Source organism: Acinetobacter sp. MF4642 (assembly GCF_002018925.1).
Classification (GTDB): Bacteria; Pseudomonadota; Gammaproteobacteria; order Pseudomonadales; family Moraxellaceae; genus Acinetobacter; species Acinetobacter johnsonii.
This window is the reverse complement of record NZ_MVON01000004.1, coordinates 73,798-89,898: the sequence shown is the minus strand read 5'-3', so window position 1 is coordinate 89,898 and position 16,101 is coordinate 73,798. Positions and strand designations below refer to the sequence as shown.

Annotated in this window: 15 protein-coding genes and 1 pseudogene; 7 read left to right on the top strand and 9 right to left on the bottom strand. The window is 40.5% G+C overall.

From position 1 onward, the window contains the following. Window positions 1-17 precede the first annotated feature (17 nt). Window positions 18-494 (top strand): transcription elongation factor GreA, encoded by a 477-nt coding sequence (gene greA, locus MF4642_RS03580; RefSeq protein WP_005400425.1) that lies wholly within the window; start codon window positions 18-20, stop codon window positions 492-494. A gap of 211 nt (window positions 495-705) precedes the next feature. Beyond that, window positions 706-1,323 carry a CatB-related O-acetyltransferase gene (locus tag MF4642_RS03575; RefSeq protein ID WP_078425324.1) on the top strand — a complete coding sequence of 206 codons (618 nt, stop codon included), beginning with the start codon at window positions 706-708 and terminating at the stop codon, window positions 1,321-1,323. 34 nt (window positions 1,324-1,357) lie between these two features. Here MF4642_RS03575 and MF4642_RS03570 read toward each other — a convergent pair whose 3' ends face one another. After that, window positions 1,358-2,161, bottom strand: coding sequence for a hypothetical protein (locus MF4642_RS03570; RefSeq protein ID WP_078425323.1), 804 nt, complete (start codon window positions 2,159-2,161; stop codon window positions 1,358-1,360). Between the two features lie 505 nt (window positions 2,162-2,666). On the opposite strand from MF4642_RS03570, the gene MF4642_RS03565 reads away from it, so the two are divergent. Then, window positions 2,667-3,107, top strand: coding sequence for a universal stress protein (locus tag MF4642_RS03565; RefSeq protein ID WP_078425322.1), 441 nt, complete (start codon window positions 2,667-2,669; stop codon window positions 3,105-3,107). A 43-nt stretch (window positions 3,108-3,150) separates the two neighbouring features. Here MF4642_RS03565 and MF4642_RS03560 read toward each other — a convergent pair whose 3' ends face one another. Both MF4642_RS03560 and MF4642_RS03555 read right to left on the bottom strand, forming a co-directional pair. Then, entirely contained in the window at window positions 3,151-3,474 is a 324-nt protein-coding gene (locus MF4642_RS03560) for an MGMT family protein (RefSeq protein ID WP_078425321.1), read from the bottom strand. Between the two features lie 114 nt (window positions 3,475-3,588). Continuing rightward, the gene (locus MF4642_RS03555) at window positions 3,589-5,088 is read right to left on the bottom strand and encodes a cation:proton antiporter (RefSeq protein WP_078425320.1); all 1,500 of its coding nucleotides are present in this window, start codon (window positions 5,086-5,088) and stop codon (window positions 3,589-3,591) included. Window positions 5,089-5,312: 224 nt separating this feature from the next. Between MF4642_RS03555 and MF4642_RS03550 the strand changes: the two genes are divergently transcribed. Continuing rightward, window positions 5,313-5,870, top strand: coding sequence for a hypothetical protein (locus MF4642_RS03550; protein ID WP_078425319.1), 558 nt, complete (start codon window positions 5,313-5,315; stop codon window positions 5,868-5,870). 54 nt (window positions 5,871-5,924) lie between these two features. On the opposite strand, the gene MF4642_RS03545 is transcribed toward MF4642_RS03550, so the two are convergent. The 3 genes and pseudogenes from MF4642_RS03545 to MF4642_RS03535 form a co-directional block, all read right to left on the bottom strand. Then, the gene (locus tag MF4642_RS03545; protein ID WP_078425318.1) at window positions 5,925-6,830 is read right to left on the bottom strand and encodes a neutral zinc metallopeptidase; all 906 of its coding nucleotides are present in this window, start codon (window positions 6,828-6,830) and stop codon (window positions 5,925-5,927) included. A gap of 41 nt (window positions 6,831-6,871) precedes the next feature. Continuing rightward, window positions 6,872-7,798, bottom strand: a complete 927-nt coding sequence (locus tag MF4642_RS03540; protein WP_004695578.1) for a DUF808 domain-containing protein — start codon at window positions 7,796-7,798, stop codon at window positions 6,872-6,874. Between the two features lie 98 nt (window positions 7,799-7,896). Further along, window positions 7,897-8,859: pseudogene (locus MF4642_RS03535) on the bottom strand (IS30 family transposase). Window positions 8,860-9,072: 213 nt separating this feature from the next. On the opposite strand from MF4642_RS03535, the gene trpS reads away from it, so the two are divergent. The 3 genes from trpS to MF4642_RS03520 all read left to right on the top strand — a co-directional run bounded on the left by trpS (window position 9,073) and on the right by MF4642_RS03520 (window position 12,948). Next, entirely contained in the window at window positions 9,073-10,086 is a 1,014-nt protein-coding gene (trpS, locus tag MF4642_RS03530) for a tryptophan--tRNA ligase (protein ID WP_004695576.1), read from the top strand. A 459-nt stretch (window positions 10,087-10,545) separates the two neighbouring features. Then, entirely contained in the window at window positions 10,546-11,190 is a 645-nt protein-coding gene (locus tag MF4642_RS03525; RefSeq protein WP_004982725.1) for a YqiJ family protein, read from the top strand. Window positions 11,191-11,235: 45 nt separating this feature from the next. Further along, the gene (locus MF4642_RS03520; RefSeq protein ID WP_078388588.1) at window positions 11,236-12,948 is read left to right on the top strand and encodes a flotillin family protein; all 1,713 of its coding nucleotides are present in this window, start codon (window positions 11,236-11,238) and stop codon (window positions 12,946-12,948) included. A 299-nt stretch (window positions 12,949-13,247) separates the two neighbouring features. Here MF4642_RS03520 and MF4642_RS03515 read toward each other — a convergent pair whose 3' ends face one another. The 3 genes from MF4642_RS03515 to sucC form a co-directional block, all read right to left on the bottom strand. After that, on the bottom strand, window positions 13,248-13,622 hold the full coding sequence (locus MF4642_RS03515) for a hypothetical protein (RefSeq protein WP_227518508.1): 375 nt from the start codon (window positions 13,620-13,622) through the stop codon (window positions 13,248-13,250). 377 nt (window positions 13,623-13,999) lie between these two features. Beyond that, window positions 14,000-14,890, bottom strand: coding sequence for a succinate--CoA ligase subunit alpha (gene sucD, locus MF4642_RS03510; protein WP_078425316.1), 891 nt, complete (start codon window positions 14,888-14,890; stop codon window positions 14,000-14,002). A gap of 11 nt (window positions 14,891-14,901) precedes the next feature. Continuing rightward, window positions 14,902-16,068, bottom strand: coding sequence for an ADP-forming succinate--CoA ligase subunit beta (gene sucC / locus MF4642_RS03505; protein WP_078425315.1), 1,167 nt, complete (start codon window positions 16,066-16,068; stop codon window positions 14,902-14,904). Between the last annotated feature and the right edge of the window lie 33 nt (window positions 16,069-16,101).

Sequence of the window (16,101 nt, the reverse complement as noted above, 5' to 3'; positions counted from 1 at the left end):
CGACTTGAGGGACAACAATGCAACGTTATCCTATGACTCCCCAAGGCAAATTAGCCTTAGAGAAAGAATTACATCAATTAAAAAGTATTGAACGTCCACGTATTATTGCGGCAATTGCTGAAGCACGTGAGCACGGGGATTTGAAAGAAAATGCGGAATACCATGCTGCGCGTGAGCAACAAGGTTTCTGTGAAGGTCGTGTTCAAGACATCGAAGGTAAATTGGGTGCGGCTCAAGTTATCGATGTAAAAGAACTTGAACAGAACGGTCGTGTGGTTTTTGGGGTGACAGTTACTATCGAAAACTTAGACACCGAAGAACAAAAGACCTATATGATCGTTGGTGACGACGAAGCTGATTTTAAAATCAATAAAATTTCAGTGAACTCTCCTATCGCACGTGGCCTTTTGGGTAAAAGTGAAGGTGACGAAGCAAAAATTCAAACCCCTCAGGGTGAAGTTGAATACGAAATTGTAAAAGTTGCATATATCTAAGTTTCTTTGATATTTACGGCTGTAGAAACCCCTCTATTGAGGGGTTTTTTGTTTTTGTATTTTCCCAAATATCTCTCCCTAGCCCTCTTCTTATGCACGTGGGAAATTTCACTCCAAGAATGAGATAGATTTAGGGTATTCATTTCCTCTCTTTTTCAAAGCAAGACTTTTATTTGTTATAATTTCTCACACTCTTCAACGCTGTCTTTTTATGTCTGAGCCCCTGATTAATTCTCCTGTCAAACACTGGTGTGAGTTTGAGTTCATCTCTAAAACGGTGAAGAATCCGAATATTCACATTAAAGGGAATTACTCTTACTATTCAGCGTATTGGGATCAAGGTTTTGAACGTTGTGTCGTGCGTTATTTGCATGATAAGCCCTCGACCATAGACAAACCAATTGATCAACTCTATATCGGCAACTTCGTCTGTTTTGGCTCAGAATGCGTGATTATGATGGGTGGTAACCAACTGCATCGTACTGACTGGATTTCGGCTTTTCCTTTTGATACACGTAGTTTTATTCCCGCAGGTGATACCATCATTGGAGATGGCTGCTGGATTGGCTCTCGTGCCATGATTATGCAGGGTGTAACACTCGGTGAAGGTGCAGTGGTGGCAACGGGTGCTGTCGTGACCAAAGATGTTCCACCCTATGCAGTTGTTGGTGGAGTACCTGCCAAGATTATTAAGTATCGTTTTCCCGAAGCAGATATAGAAAAACTGCTTGCACTGAAGCTCTATGACTTAGATGAAAAGCAGTTTTTAAAAATGCGTGAGCAGTTGCAGACGAGTGATGTTACTCAACTCATTGAACACCTGAATTAAACATCTGTTGTGAGATAATATCTCACTCTTCTTGTTATACCCTCACCCGAAAAGAATCGATCATTTTAAAAGAATCTTGTTGTATTTCTTGCCAATGCGGAAGCAATTCTGCATGAAAATAGATCGTTATATAGCTCGTATTGAATCCATAATTTGGTACGTGATAACTTAATTCACAACTTGTATTTTCACTTTGAAAGTAATGGCAATTAATGATGGCACCCACTCCTTTCCCCTCAACTTCTTGCCAAAAAACCCTTTGAGAAACCCGCCCAATTCCTCTAACATCTATTTGGTAAAGTCCAAGATTTAGGTTAAATACTTTTTTTTCATTGATCTCTTTTGCGCTCATCTCTTCATGTGTTGCTATATCTCTTAGGTAGAGTTTTAAACTAGCAATTGAATCAAAAAAGCCTTTGCTCTCTTGTTCTTCTGGCCATATAGTCCGCTGATTGAGTGCTACTGTGATGTTATTTACATTTTTTGAATCCAACTGAAATCCATCTGATGGCTCCATTTCAGGCCATTTGACGTCAAAACTAGCATTTTGAATCTGATCATCGCATCCTTTGATATTATGCTGTTCTCTAACATTCTTACCCCAATAGTTCACATCTTGGTATTCAACTCTTGCAAAAAATAGATAATTTCGATCGATCTTCATTTGTTGATCACCAAATCTCCCACACTCGTAAGGCTGATCTTTTATACTTGGAATATCACTAGGTTCTAAAATTATGGCAATAAAGATCACAATACTAATAATTACTGGTGACAATAATAGTAAGACTAAAAAATCTACGACTGTAAGTGGTTTTCTGAGAAAATCTAAAATCATGAGTTGCCTTAGTTGGTAAATATTTAGCTACCTAATGCTTAACATCTAATAAGTTACTAAAATATATTATTTTCTATCATTATCATTAAAATTCAATCACTTATTCTTCTTTAAATATAACCATCTGAAAAATTTAAGATAGCTTAACAAACATTTCAACATTCTCTAAATTTGTCCGTTGCCAATTCAGTTGATTCGTATCTGTCATCGTATTTATAAAGTAGTAAGCTATTCATAAATATAAGCTATTTTTTAGACAAAGCCTATGTTTCTTAAACGCTACATTTACATTCAACTTTAGTGTTAAATTGATTATTATTCACACGCTTTTGTGCTAATTTAGAAGTGAGAAATTAGCATTTCATATGCAAATATCCATATGAATTTACTAGGTTTTATTCTTTAAAAAATACAGCTAATATTAAGGTATAAGCTGTATTTAACCCGTGATACATTAGAACAGAAATCTGTACGTATAATCAGTTGATAATAAGGAGAAATAACCATGGCATACCAAAACATTTTAGTCCCTGTAGACGGTTCAGAAACATCATATGCAGCAGTTGCGCAAGCGGCTGAACTTGCTAAAGCATTTGGCGGAAAAATTACAGTCGTTCAAGTACTTGCACTTGACCCTTACATTGCTGCCGAATACATTTCTGCAACTCAAACCAATGACTTAATTGAACGTGCACGTACTTCAGTTTTGAAAACGCTAGAGGAAGCTGCGGCTAAATTTAGCGATCTGGGCATTCCTGTTGAAGCAAAACTACTTGAAGGTCAGGTGGTGCACCGTGAAATTATCAGAGAAGCTGAAACATCTAAAGCAGACCTGATTGTCATTGGCTCTCATGGTCGTACAGGTTTAAAACGTTTATTCCTAGGCAGTGTTGCACAAAATGTTTTAGGTGAAGCGCACATTCCTGTTTTAGTTGTTCGTCAGTAATACATCGAGTGCTCTACTTCCAAGGAGGTAGAGCATTTCTATTTTAAATATTCCACTGGAATTCTTTCATTTTCACTTTTCCCGCAACCACTAAAATACCTTCCGCCAGAAGTAATTGTGCTTGAATGTTCTGTCCCTGATCATTCAGCTGACTTAGGCTAATTTTCCCTTGTGAGTTGATTACTCGATACCAAGGCAAACTACTGTCTACATCCATATGTTTTAACACATAGCCCACTAAACGCGAATGTTTAGGAATGCCTGCTAAACGTGCAATTTGTCCATAACTGGCTACTCGCCCATAAGGAATTTGAGCGATCACCTGAAAAATCATTGGGGCTAGTTCTTTTACTATCGATTCTGCCATTTCAAATGTGTCCTGTTTTAATCACTCCATAATGGCATCATTATTTGATTCAAATAAACCCTCTCATTCATTCTAAAAAGCCCCAATACAGGGGCTTTTGGGTTGGCCAAATCGCTAAAAATTATCAGGACTTTCCAAACGTTTCACTTCCTGAACTCGCTCAGGGTTATGCACCGCAGCAATGCCGTCATCTGCTTTAACATCAATCAATGCTTCAGGTTGATAGACAGTAATCGTCTCAAAACCCTGTGCATCTTCACCAATAATATACTTAAAGCCTTTACGGTTCATTTTATTACACAGACGTTGATACCAGCCTTTAAAACCTGTCTTTTCTTCATTCGGATTGTAGTAAAACGCATTCATTACAGCAGGCAATCCTAGACCACAGACCATACCTGAAAGCAACACAGCGATAAAAGTATAACCAATCAAGATACTGCTATATTCACTTAGCTCAGGTACGTTAGCTACCGCTAAGATCAGTGCTAAGGAAATCCCTCCCCGTACTCCCCCCCATGACAAAATCGCCAAACTTCCGTTATAACTTTTCTTACGGAAAGAGGGAAAAAAGGCAAAAGATAAATAATTCGCTGCAAAACGTGAAGCATGCAGAATAATAAAAGCGACGATGCCACCAAAAATCAGACTAAAGCTGAGATCTAAAATAAACAGTTCCAAACCAATTAAGGTGAATAAGAACGAGTTAATAATCCCTTCAACCGTATGCCAAAAATGGTTTACTTCCCGTATCTCGCGCTCTTGTAAAATTTCTTTCCACTTGTTCCCCACAATCAAACCACCGATGACGCATGCAATCGGTGCTGAAGCATGAGCAAACAGTGCAACCAAGTACGAACCGCAGGCCAAGAGTGCTGTGGTTAAAATGAGAGACTCCATTTCGTGCTTACCACGTAGTAGTCGCAAGATCCCTAAACCAAAGGCCCAACCAATAATGACGGCGACAAAAATTTCATAGAGTAAGGTTTGCAACACGCCCATGACGGTAAAGTTTTCACCTTGTAAGACGTTTAAAAGCGTCATAAACAAGGCAATACACATGGCATCATTAAACAGTGATTCGCCTTCGAGCTTGACCATTAAATGATGTGGTGCACGTACCGAACTGAGCACGCCTTTGATCCCAATCGGGTCCGTTGCACCCAATGCAGCACCCAACAGCAAAAGCACCAATAAATCGACATGCTGCCCAATAATGAACTGATAACCGTAGAGCACCACCCCAAAAAACACGGCGCACAGCACCAGTGCAATACTGGCTAAAATGCTGATCGGCTTCCAATAACTACGTAAATCTGAGACTTTGAACTTCAGTGCCGACGAGGTCAAAATGAAGCAAATCACGCCATTGATTAAAAAGTCATAAAAATCAATGTGACGAACCGCTTCTTCAATGTTATGAATATTGATGGTAATAAACTGATTACCACTCAGCAGGCTCGCGCCCCACTGTAAAATAAAGACAAAAATGGCAGAAACGATGGGTACGCCAATGGCTTGAGGAAAACCTAAAATACGTTTATTGAAAATAGTCGTTGCAATAGATAATGCAAAAATAACGGTAAAAACTTGTAGAAAAAAATAATTTCCCATTGAACTTCCAAATCGGGCGGTTGGGGAGACGGCGGCTTTCAGTGCTGATATCTGGAATAAAAATTCATTTCATACACATTGATGCTCGAAATATTTTAATCATTTTTCACATCAACGCCCAAAAAAAATAATTTTTTTTAACATTTCTCCTGATGATGAATTAACATAGGACATATGCATGTTTTTTATGTGTGAACTTTCCCTTTGGCCAAGTTTGATCTCCTATGCAATTCACTTTTAAAACCATCTTTCGGATGTTCTTCGCACTGATTATTTTCCTGACCACCTTTGCGTTGTTTCTAACCTGCTTTGCAAAAACCAAAGAAATTTTACAAGCCGAGCAAACTTTTGCCTCAGCCCAAAGTTTTAAAATGAACTCTCGTCCCGATCAAACACTGGTTCTACTTTCAAACAATAAAGCTCCCGATGATCATATTTATTTGCATGTGGCCAATCAGGGTTATATCGCCAAACTCAGCTGTGATCATTATTTAACTGACATTTGTGTAGATGACTACAACGAACAACATACCCGCCAAATTCAGTCAATTGAACTACTCAAAGCGGGGCAATTTAACTATATTCAGCAAGTCAGTTATCTCGATACACGCACACAAGATGTTAAAACATTGCGTTATACGCCTGAACAAATTCAGCAGTTTTACCGTGCGGATATGAGCAACTTAAAGTATGTGGTGTTTGGGGTGTTGTTATTTGCCTGTATTGCTTTATATGTAAGTGTCCGTATTGCTCGAAACTTTAAGCAGTTCTTAAACCGATAGAAATGAATTGGTTGAAATAAAAAAGAGGCGATAAATCGCCTCTTTTTTTATAACTTAAATGGCTTGATTAAAGGTATCACAACTTTCAACTTGCCCCGACTTAAAGCCCGTGCCAAACCAAGTCATACGCTGTTGACTGGTTCCATGGGTAAAGCTATCAGGCACCACTTGCCCTGTTGCCCGCTTTTGTAGGTAATCATCACCAATCTTATGTGCCGCATCCATCGCCTCTTCAACATCGCCTTGCTCTAAGAACTGAGTTCGTTGATTGTTATGATGCGCCCATACTCCTGCTAAACAGTCAGCCTGTAACTCTTGGCGTACCGATAAAGCATTGCCTTGCGCTTTTGAGCCCTGTGCACGAGCCTTTTGCACTTGTTGAGAAATCCCTAAAATGGTCTGAATATGATGTCCAACCTCATGTGCCACTACATAAGCCTGAGCAAAGTCACCCGCTTGATCTTGGCGCGCCAACTCCGTTTGGTTTTGCTCCCCGCCAATACCCATTTGAGTTCGCATGTCTTTAAAGAAAGCGGTGTCGATATACACCTTCTGATCTGCTGGACAGTAAAACGGCCCCATTGCAGACTGAGCAGTACCACAACCCGAATTGATCACTCCTGAAAACATCACCAGCTTCGGTGGAACATATTGTTGTCCCAATTGCTGTTGGAAAATTTGACCCCATGTGTCTTCAGTGTCGGCCAGTACAGTACCGACAAAGTCCATCGCTTCCTGCTGATCAGGCGTTGGGTTATCCAAACCTTGGGTTTCTGCCGCTCCAGTTTGTGCGGTCACTTGTTTAGTGGCTTGGTAGGCTTGCTGCGGATCGACACCTAGAAACTTCCATGCCACAAAGGCCACGATCAGCCCCAAAATACTGATGCCACCCGCCTTGACACCGCCACCACCGCGACGATCCTCGACATTGCTACTGACACGACGTCCCTTCCAACGCATAGCACTCTTCCTTCTTCTAATACATGCTGACCCGATCCAGTTTATGCCTTTTTTGAGCTCGGCCAAACTTTTTTAATCAAGCTCACAATAGCCAATACAATCAAACCAGCCACAAAACCAATCACTAAGTTAATCAGTGTTGGGGTTAATGCCCCCACAATGCTTCCCACAGTTGGAATATGTTCAGCATAATCCACTGAACCTTCAGTGAAATGATGCAATAAAGGCACGCCGTGGGAAATAATGCCACCACCCACTAAAAACATCGCGATAGTGCCTACGATGGTTAAGGTCTTCATTAGTTTTGGTGCAAAAGCCAATAAACCACGGCCAATAGTTTGCTTAAATGAAGAGGCTTGCTGAGTTAGATACAGCCCTAAATCATCAATTTTGACAATCATCGCCACAAAACCATATACACCGACAGTCATTAAAATGGCAATTACAGACAACACCATAACTTTGGTTGAAAAAGTTGCAGCAGCCACAGTCCCCAATGAAATCACCACAATTTCTGCCGACAAAATAAAGTCGGTACGAATCGCCCCTTTGACTTTATCTTTCTCAAAAGTCGCCATATCCGTTTCAATCGCAGTTAATTCTTGGCTGGCTTCTTCTTCGGTTTTGGCTTTTTTGTGATGCAAACTGTGCAGGACTTTTTCTACCCCTTCATAGCATAGAAATAAGCCACCAATCATTAACAGTGGCGTGATCAGCCACGGTGCAACCACACTAATCAACAGCGCCGCAGGGACTAAAATCAATTTATTAACAAAAGAGCCTTTTGCCACAGCCCAAACCACAGGCAGCTCACGGTCAGTACGAACCCCACTGACCTGTTGTGCATTGAGTGCTAAATCATCGCCCAAAACACCCGCCGTTTTTTTTGCCGCCATTTTACTCATGACTGCAACGTCATCTAATATCGTGGCAATATCATCTAGTAATATTAATAAGCTACTCGCCATTTATTTTTATCCATCTTGAGAATTTTGACATTTTAATCTGTGATCTAAGCTTTTGAATATTTGTTTATTGAAATTTAACTGATTTTATAATGGCGGATTCAAGCGGCAAGTGCAACAGTATAAAAACCAGCCATAACTTCACTCGGTGTATGCCAACCTAGTGTTTTTCTAGGACGATGGTTGAGTGTAAATTCTATCTGCTCTATTTGTTCGTTTGACACGTCATCAAACGATGACGATTTTGGCAGATATTGCCGGATTAAACCATTCGTATTTTCATTTCTAGCTCGCTGAATAGACTTGTAAGGATCAGCAAAATACGTATCTATGCCAGCATCAGTAATTCTTTTGTGTTCGGAAAATTCCTTGCCATTATCAAATGTCACACTATAAGCATGGCTCATCTGTAAACGATCTAATGCACAAGTAATCGTTTGAGAGGATGCTCTCGTTGACCCTAAATGAACAATATGTACGTACAGGCTCTTTCGATCAACGAGAGTTAATAAAGCACCTTTATGATGTTTACCAATCACCGTGTCACCTTCGAAATCTCCTAAACGTTGTCGTTGATCAATGACCTGGTCTCGGCAATGAATACTTGTTTTATCAATGATTTGACCCCTACGATCCGTGTTTTTGTAACCTCGTTTTCGATATTTCTTCTGATGCCTTAAGTGTAGATGGAGTTTACCGCCTTTTGATTTATCTTGATAAATGTACTGGTAAATCCACTCATGTGAAGGTACATCCAGCCAACAGCGTTGTGTTAAAGCACCTGAAATTTGTTCTGGTGACCAGTCCAAGCCAATCAAATAATCAATATAAGCGAAGGCAAACGCTGTCATGGGTGATGAAGGACGGTACCGTCTTTGACTTGCAAATTTAGCTGCCTGTTGAGCTCTATATCCACGTTGTCCAGTATTTCATTTTAATTCACGGTAGATGGTTGATCGTGAACGCCCTAACTCCCGAGCAAGGGTAGCGATTGAACTTTTACTTTTCAAAGTAGCATAAATTTCGTATCTTTCATCTTGAGAAAGTTGGGTGTATTTCTTCATTGTGTGCTTTCCAATTGCGAGTTGAAAAAGTCCAATGATTCTACGAATACACCTAACTTTTTCAACTAACTACAAATGTGTCGCACTTGGGATTTGAATCTGCGAATTTTTTCTCTGCAGTTTTTTTAAGACTGACATTGAAAAAGATTATGCCGTACAATGTCTGCATTCTTTGAAAATAGCATGTCGCTACGACGACTTTGGAAATAGATAATGAGTAATCAAGACAACCGTCCTGTTATTTTGACAGGCGACCGTCCAACGGGACAACTTCATTTAGGGCACTTTGTCGGATCTTTACGTTCACGTGTGGGTTTGCAGGATTCACACCATCAGCATTTATTATTGGCCGATGCACAAGCCTTTACTGACAATGCAGATAATTTCGAAAAAGTTCGCCGCAATATTCTTGAAGTTGCCACAGATTACTTAGCTGTCGGAATCGACCCAACCAAAACCACCATTTGCGTGCAGTCGAGCTTACCCGCGCTAAATGAACTCACCATGTTGTATCTCAACTTTGTGACCGTGTCTCGTTTAGAACGTAACCCAACTATCAAGTCTGAAATTCAGATGCGTGGTTTTGAACGTGATATTCCAGCTGGTTTCTTATGCTACCCAGTTGCGCAAGCGGCAGATATCACCGCATTTAAAGCAACGGTTGTACCTGTGGGTGAAGACCAAATTCCAATGATCGAACAGACCAATGAAATCGTACGCCGCTTAAACCGTCAGATTGGTCAGGAATTACTGCCTGAGTGTAAGGCTCTGCTTTCCAATATGAGCCGTTTACCCGGCTTTGATGGTAAAGCCAAAATGTCGAAATCTTTGGGCAATACCATTGTGTTGGACGCAACAGATAAAGACATTAAAAAAGCTGTTAATGCGATGTACACCGACCCGAACCACCTGCGTGTTGAAGACCCCGGCCAGGTAGAAGGTAATATCGTATTTACATATTTAGATGCGTTTGATCCAAATAAAGAAGAAGTTGAAGAACTGAAAGCACATTACCGCCGTGGTGGTTTGGGCGATGGTACGGTGAAAAAACGTCTTGAAGGCGTATTGAAAGAGCTGATCACGCCTATTCGTGAACGTCGTATGGAACTTGCGAAAGATCCTGATTACATCATGGATATTTTGAAGACAGGTACAGACAAATGTCGTGACATCACTCAACAGACTCTAGATGAAGTTAAGTCGGGTTTAGGAGTGTTTCATTTCTAATCCGTTCTTAAACTAATCCGCTTCTTTAAAGCCTTTCTCACTGAGAAAGGCTTTTTTAATCGCGAAATAAACACGAATAAGCTACATGCATCTCAAAAACTGACATTTAGGGTCGTTTGTTAACCTAAATTTACAGTAATTAACGTGAATACTCATGAAATAAGTACGCGCAGACCTTATGATAAGTTCATAGCTTAGATTAACCCTGAGATATAACATTTCTCCTTTTACCGAAACTGTGTAACAACAGATTCGTAGTTCTACGCAATGAATACCCCAATCATTGCGTATTTTTTTATCTAAAATTTATCAAATCACAATTAAACTGCTCTTTCTTTACGTGCCAACAAACTTAGACATTCTGTTTTTTGAATGCTATGCTAAAGCCCAATTTCAATACAATTCTTTTTAAAAATTTACACTTAACTGATAACAGCATAAAAATAGAGAACCTTTAGAATGTGGGAATTATTTACTCACCCATCCAATTTAATTTTTAGTATTTGCCTCAGTCTGATGTTTTTATTGGGACTGCTCGAATTGATTTTATTGGTGTTAGGCGGCGGCTCACAAGGCCTACTTGACCAATTCCTACCTGATGACCTAGGCAGTACTAAAGACGTCGACATTGCACTAGATGCCGATCAAGGTTGGCTCAATGCCCTGCTGGATTGGTTGTTTATCGGCCGTGTTCCTCTTTTAGTTTGGCTGATTATCTTCCTCACTCTATATAGCTTAAGTGGCTTTATTCTACAGTCCATTCTTCAAACTTGGACCGGGAGCTATTGGAGTGCATGGATCATGGCACCTCTTTGCCTCGTACTTTCAATGCCTATGATTCGTTACAGCGCCATGCTGATTGCTAAAATTTTGCCACAAGATGAAACCACAGCAATTTACAGTGAAGAGCTGATTGGACGAACAGCACTGATTATTTTAGGAGAGGCTAAAGTTAACTCACCTGCTCAAGCACGAGTTCAAGATCAGTTCGGGCAAACGCATTATGTACTGGTTGAACCTGAAACAGACCTTCATTTTTCTCAAGGTCAAGAAGTCATTTTGACTCAAAAAACCAAGATTGGCTTTAAAGCCATTTCACTTTAATTCTTTCATTTTGTACTTATAACTTTAAATAAAATCGGGACCCTTATGCTCAGCAACAATTTCTATAACATTCTTATTCTTGCAGGGATTATCTTTGCAGCTCTGGTTATTATCGGCATTATTATTGCCCGTCTGTACCGTCGTTCCAGCAAAGAAATCTCTTTCGTACGTACAGGTTTTGGCGGCGAAAAAGTTATTTTAGGTGGCGGTGCAATTGTACTGCCTGTATTACATGAAATTATTCCTGTCAACATGAACACGCTACGTTTAGAGGTTCGCCGTGCTGATGATCAAGCGCTCATTACCCGTGACCGTATGCGTGTCGATGTCATGGCGGAGTTCTATGTCCGTGTAAAGCCTTTGGCTGAATCAATTGCAGTGGCCGCGCAGACTTTGGGACAAAAAACCATGTCTCCAAATGAGTTGAAGAACCTTGTGGAAGGTAAGTTTGTCGATTCCTTGCGTGCAGTCGCTGCTGAAATGGCGATGGAAGAGTTACATGAAAAGCGCGTAGATTTTGTGCAAAAAGTACAACAAGTGGTGTCCGAAGACTTACATAAAAATGGTCTAGAGCTTGAAACTGTGTCATTAACAGGTTTAGACCAAACAGGTTTTAAATACTTTAACCCTCAAAATGCATTCGATGCCGAAGGTTTAACCAAGCTGACTGAAACAATTGAAGACCGCCGTCGTAAACGTAATCATATCGAGCAAGACGCTGACCTTGCCATTAAGACCAAAAACTTAGAAGCAGAGCAAGCTCGCCTACAAATCATTCGCGAAGAGGAATACGCCAAACTACAACAAGAACGTGAAATTGCAATTCGCCGTGCAGAGCAATTGGCTGAAATTGCCTCACAAGAAGCTGAGAAAAAACGTGAAGCAGAAGAAGCACGTATTGCAGCTGAGCGTGAAGTCGAGTTAAAGCGTATTGGTGCAGCACGTGATGTAGAAAGCCAAAATATTCAAAAATCACAAATTATTGAACAAGCGCAGGTTGAGCAAAAGAAAACCATCGAGTTGGCTGAACAGTCACGTGCCATTGCAATTGCTGAAAAGTCACGTGAAGAGTCTGAAGCCAAAGCTTCTGCAGACCGTGCCCGTGCTGAAGCCGTTAAAGCTGAAGAAGAAGTGATTACCGTACGTGAAACACAGCGTGCGGAACGTCAAAAAGCAGTTGAGTTGGTTGCGGCGAAACAAGCTGCAGAAAAAGATGCGATTGCGATTACGGTTGCAGCTGAAGCAGGTAAACAAGCCGCTGCCGATGATGCCGAAGCAGTTCGTATTGCAGCGGAAGCTCAAGCCGAACAAGCTCGCTTAAAGGCCAAAGGTGAAGCGGATGCCAAAATACTGTTGGCTCAAGCAATGGAAAAACAATACCAAGTCGATGCAGATGGTACACGTGCCGTGAATGAGGCCAACAACGTCTTATCTCCTGAGCAAGTTGAAATGCAAATTCGCCTAGCATTGTTAAAATACTTACCTGAAATCATTCGTGAAAGTGTTAAGCCGATGGAAAACATTGATGACATCAAAATTCTACAGGTTAACGGTTTAGGTAATGTCGGCTCAGCCACAACTGGAGGTGATGGTGCGGAATCTTCACAAGTTGCTTTGTCTGATCAAGTGGTGAATAGTGCGCTACGCTATCGTACCCAAGCACCATTAATTGATAGCTTGATGAATGAACTGGGAATTCAAGGCGGCGACATCAATGGTTTAACCCAAAGCTTAAAACCGCAAAGCAAAGCTCAATAGTAGTTAGACTTACAAGCAAAAAACGCGACGATCTGTCGCGTTTTTTATCATCTACTTTAATATTCAACTTTCAATAAAATACACATTTAAGCTGTTAAAACGATAGACCCTCTAATTCACTCAGCATAGTAAGCCTATCATCTATTATAAAAATTTAAGTTATTTTAGCTTGGTAATCGATTAGCCTACCATCAGAAAAGTCCAAAAGTAATGTAAACATCCTAGACTCTACAATTGAGTGAAAACATTCTAAACCATATGGCTACAACCTTTTTTACAAATAAACTGAGTTGAACCATTTAGTGCAAACGCACCCAAAAGAAACGGATCAATTGCCCACGATCATAAGGAAAATTTGAAAGGTACTCATATCCAACTTTATTTCGTTTGTTGATTTTAATTTCAATACCATACCCAAATGAAATACTGAGTGCATCCAAATCTGAACTATCAAACTCCCCTGTCCCCAATTTATGGCTCAAACCATCCGAGTTGTAGGCCGAGTAGTTAAATACGCGAATATATTCATTCTCATAAAAATCATTATTGATCAATGTATAATCGTTTTCTTCTTCATTATGTTGTGCAGCTAACTGCTGATAATAGTGGAAAATATCATCACTCAAAGACTCAGCCAAGTAGACGTCTTCATTTTCAGCATAAGCACTATTCATTGCTAGCCCGAACAAGAATAAGCAGCGACAAAACAATAAATGAATAGGCTTAAACATCTGTAATATTATGTCTTCAAAAGAATTATTTTAATTATGAATATAGCATAGTCTCCTATAGAAACAGTGAACACCAAATATTTATCAATTCTCAGATTGTTAAGTACATAGTAAATCTTGCTCTAATTTAACCATTTTGTCTTTTGTCCAATATGGATTTTTCAATGTGGCTAAATATAGTTTTCAGCTGAGATTAAAAACTCTAATACCCATATTATTTTTATACAGAGAAATGTATTAGTGCAAACCAATATGCTCTCCACAAAAAAGCCGTATGTGCAATTAAGACATACGGCTTTTTCCTTTAAAATATAAAAGGCTTAAACTAAACCTTTATCCTTTAAAAGTTGGAACATCGTTGAACCGAGTTCTGCTGGGCTACGCGTGTACGCCATCCCCGCCTTTTCAAATGCTGCAAACTTTTCTTCCGCTGTCCCTTTACCACCAGAAATAATTGCTCCCGCATGCCCCATACGCTTGCCTTTCGGTGCTGTTACACCTGCAATATAACCCACCACAGGTTTAGTCACATGCGATTGAATATATTCAGCTGCTTCTTCTTCAGCCGTACCACCAATCTCACCAATCATGATAATCGCTTCAGTTTGCGGATCTTCTTGGAACAGTTTCAAACAATCAATTTGGTTCATACCCGGAATTGGATCACCACCAATACCAATACAGGTGGATTGACCTAAACCAAGCTTAGTCGTTTGCGCAACCGCTTCATACGTCAATGTACCAGAGCGAGAGATAATACCAATTTTACCCGGTTGGTGAATATGACCAGGCATAATCCCGATCTTACATTCCCCCGGAGTAATAATACCCGGACAGTTTGGACCAATCAGACGTGTACCATGGCCATTGGTTTCTAGATAACGCTTAGCTTTGAGCATGTCTAAAGTTGGCACACCTTCTGTGATGACTACAATCAGTCCAACACCTGAGTCCACTGCTTCAATAATTGAATCTAATACAAACGGAGCTGGTACATAAATCACAGTCGCATCTGCGCCTGTACCAGCAACTGCATCTTTCATGGTGTTAAATACAGGTAAATCTAGGTGGGTTGTGCCACCTTTACCAGGAGTTACCCCGCCAACGACTTTAGTTCCATAATCTAGTGCTTGTGCTGAGTGGAATGTGCCGTTTTTACCTGTAAAACCTTGTACCAATACTTTGGTGTCTTTATTAATTAATACGCTCATATTGATACTCCTTACGCTTTTACTGCAGCAACAATTTTTTCTGCGGCATCCGACAAGCCATTTGCAGAAATAAGTTTTAAACCTGATTCATCAAGTAATTTGGCACCCAATTCAGCATTGTTCCCTTCTAAACGAACAACCACAGGTACGGTCACATTTACTTCTTGAACCGCTGCAATAATTGCTTCAGCAATCATGTCACAACGTACAATTCCACCGAAGATATTAATCAACACCCCTTGTACAGAGGTATCTGCCAGAATAATTTTAAACGCTTCAATCACACGGTCTTTGGTTGCACCACCACCGACATCAAGGAAGTTCGCAGGTTGGCCGCCATAGAGTTTAATAATATCCATGGTTGCCATCGCAAGGCCTGCACCATTGACCATACAGCCAATGTTGCCTTCAAGCGCGACGTAGTTGAGGTCAAATTCAGATGCTTTCAACTCCCGTTCATTTTCCTGTGACTTATCGCGCAGCGCAGCAATTTCAGGTAAACGATACAGCGCGTTTGAGTCGATCCCCACTTTGGCATCGACACATAGGATGTCACCATTTTCACGCACAGATAGCGGGTTAATCTCAAATAAAGCAAAGTCATTCTCAATGAACGCCTGATACGCAGCAGACATCACTTTCACAAATTGATTCACTTGACCATCTTTAAGGTTCAACTTAAATGCAACTTCACGCGCTTGAAATGGCAATAAGCCAACCAAAGGATCGACTTCAACTTTAATAATTTTTTCAGGGGTTTCTTCTGCAACCTTTTCAATTTCGACGCCACCTTCGGTCGAAGCCATAAAGGTCACACGACGGCTTGAGCGGTCAACCACTGCACCTAAATACAGTTCACGCTCTACAGGATAAACATCTTCCGCGACAAGTACGCTATTTACAGGTTGGCCATGGCTATCGGTTTGATAGGTAACAAGGTTGGTCCCGATGATGCTTTTTGCATATTCAGCAGCTTCCGTTGCAGACTTTACAACTTTTACGCCACCCGCCTTACCACGACCACCCGCATGAACTTGAGCTTTCATGACAGCAAATTTTCCGCCTATTTGTTCAAAGGCTTTTACTGCTTCTTCTGGAGTGGTGGCTAGTATGCCCTCTTGGACAGGCATACCATATTTTTTTAATAGCGCTTTAGCTTGATATTCATGTAAATTCATCGACTAACCTTTTTATTACTGCTTATTTACTTT

Bases quoted from the DNA above. Each gene is read 5' to 3' on its own strand.
- sucC (WP_078425315.1), bottom strand. From the start codon at position 16,068: ATGAATTTACATGAATATCAAGCTAAAGCGCTATTAAAAAAATATGGT.
- MF4642_RS03575 (WP_078425324.1), top strand. From the start codon at position 706: ATGTCTGAGCCCCTGATTAATTCTCCTGTCAAACACTGGTGTGAGTTT.
- MF4642_RS03560 (WP_078425321.1), bottom strand. From the start codon at position 3,474: ATGGCAGAATCGATAGTAAAAGAACTAGCCCCAATGATTTTTCAGGTG.
- trpS (WP_004695576.1), top strand. From the start codon at position 9,073: ATGAGTAATCAAGACAACCGTCCTGTTATTTTGACAGGCGACCGTCCA.
- MF4642_RS03565 (WP_078425322.1), top strand. From the start codon at position 2,667: ATGGCATACCAAAACATTTTAGTCCCTGTAGACGGTTCAGAAACATCA.
- MF4642_RS03525 (WP_004982725.1), top strand. From the start codon at position 10,546: ATGTGGGAATTATTTACTCACCCATCCAATTTAATTTTTAGTATTTGC.
- MF4642_RS03570 (WP_078425323.1), bottom strand. From the start codon at position 2,161: ATGATTTTAGATTTTCTCAGAAAACCACTTACAGTCGTAGATTTTTTA.
- MF4642_RS03540 (WP_004695578.1), bottom strand. From the start codon at position 7,798: ATGGCGAGTAGCTTATTAATATTACTAGATGATATTGCCACGATATTA.
- MF4642_RS03550 (WP_078425319.1), top strand. From the start codon at position 5,313: ATGCAATTCACTTTTAAAACCATCTTTCGGATGTTCTTCGCACTGATT.
- MF4642_RS03555 (WP_078425320.1), bottom strand. From the start codon at position 5,088: ATGGGAAATTATTTTTTTCTACAAGTTTTTACCGTTATTTTTGCATTA.
- sucD (WP_078425316.1), bottom strand. From the start codon at position 14,890: ATGAGCGTATTAATTAATAAAGACACCAAAGTATTGGTACAAGGTTTT.
- MF4642_RS03515 (WP_227518508.1), bottom strand. From the start codon at position 13,622: ATGAATAGTGCTTATGCTGAAAATGAAGACGTCTACTTGGCTGAGTCT.
- MF4642_RS03545 (WP_078425318.1), bottom strand. From the start codon at position 6,830: ATGCGTTGGAAGGGACGTCGTGTCAGTAGCAATGTCGAGGATCGTCGC.
- MF4642_RS03520 (WP_078388588.1), top strand. From the start codon at position 11,236: ATGCTCAGCAACAATTTCTATAACATTCTTATTCTTGCAGGGATTATC.
- greA (WP_005400425.1), top strand. From the start codon at position 18: ATGCAACGTTATCCTATGACTCCCCAAGGCAAATTAGCCTTAGAGAAA.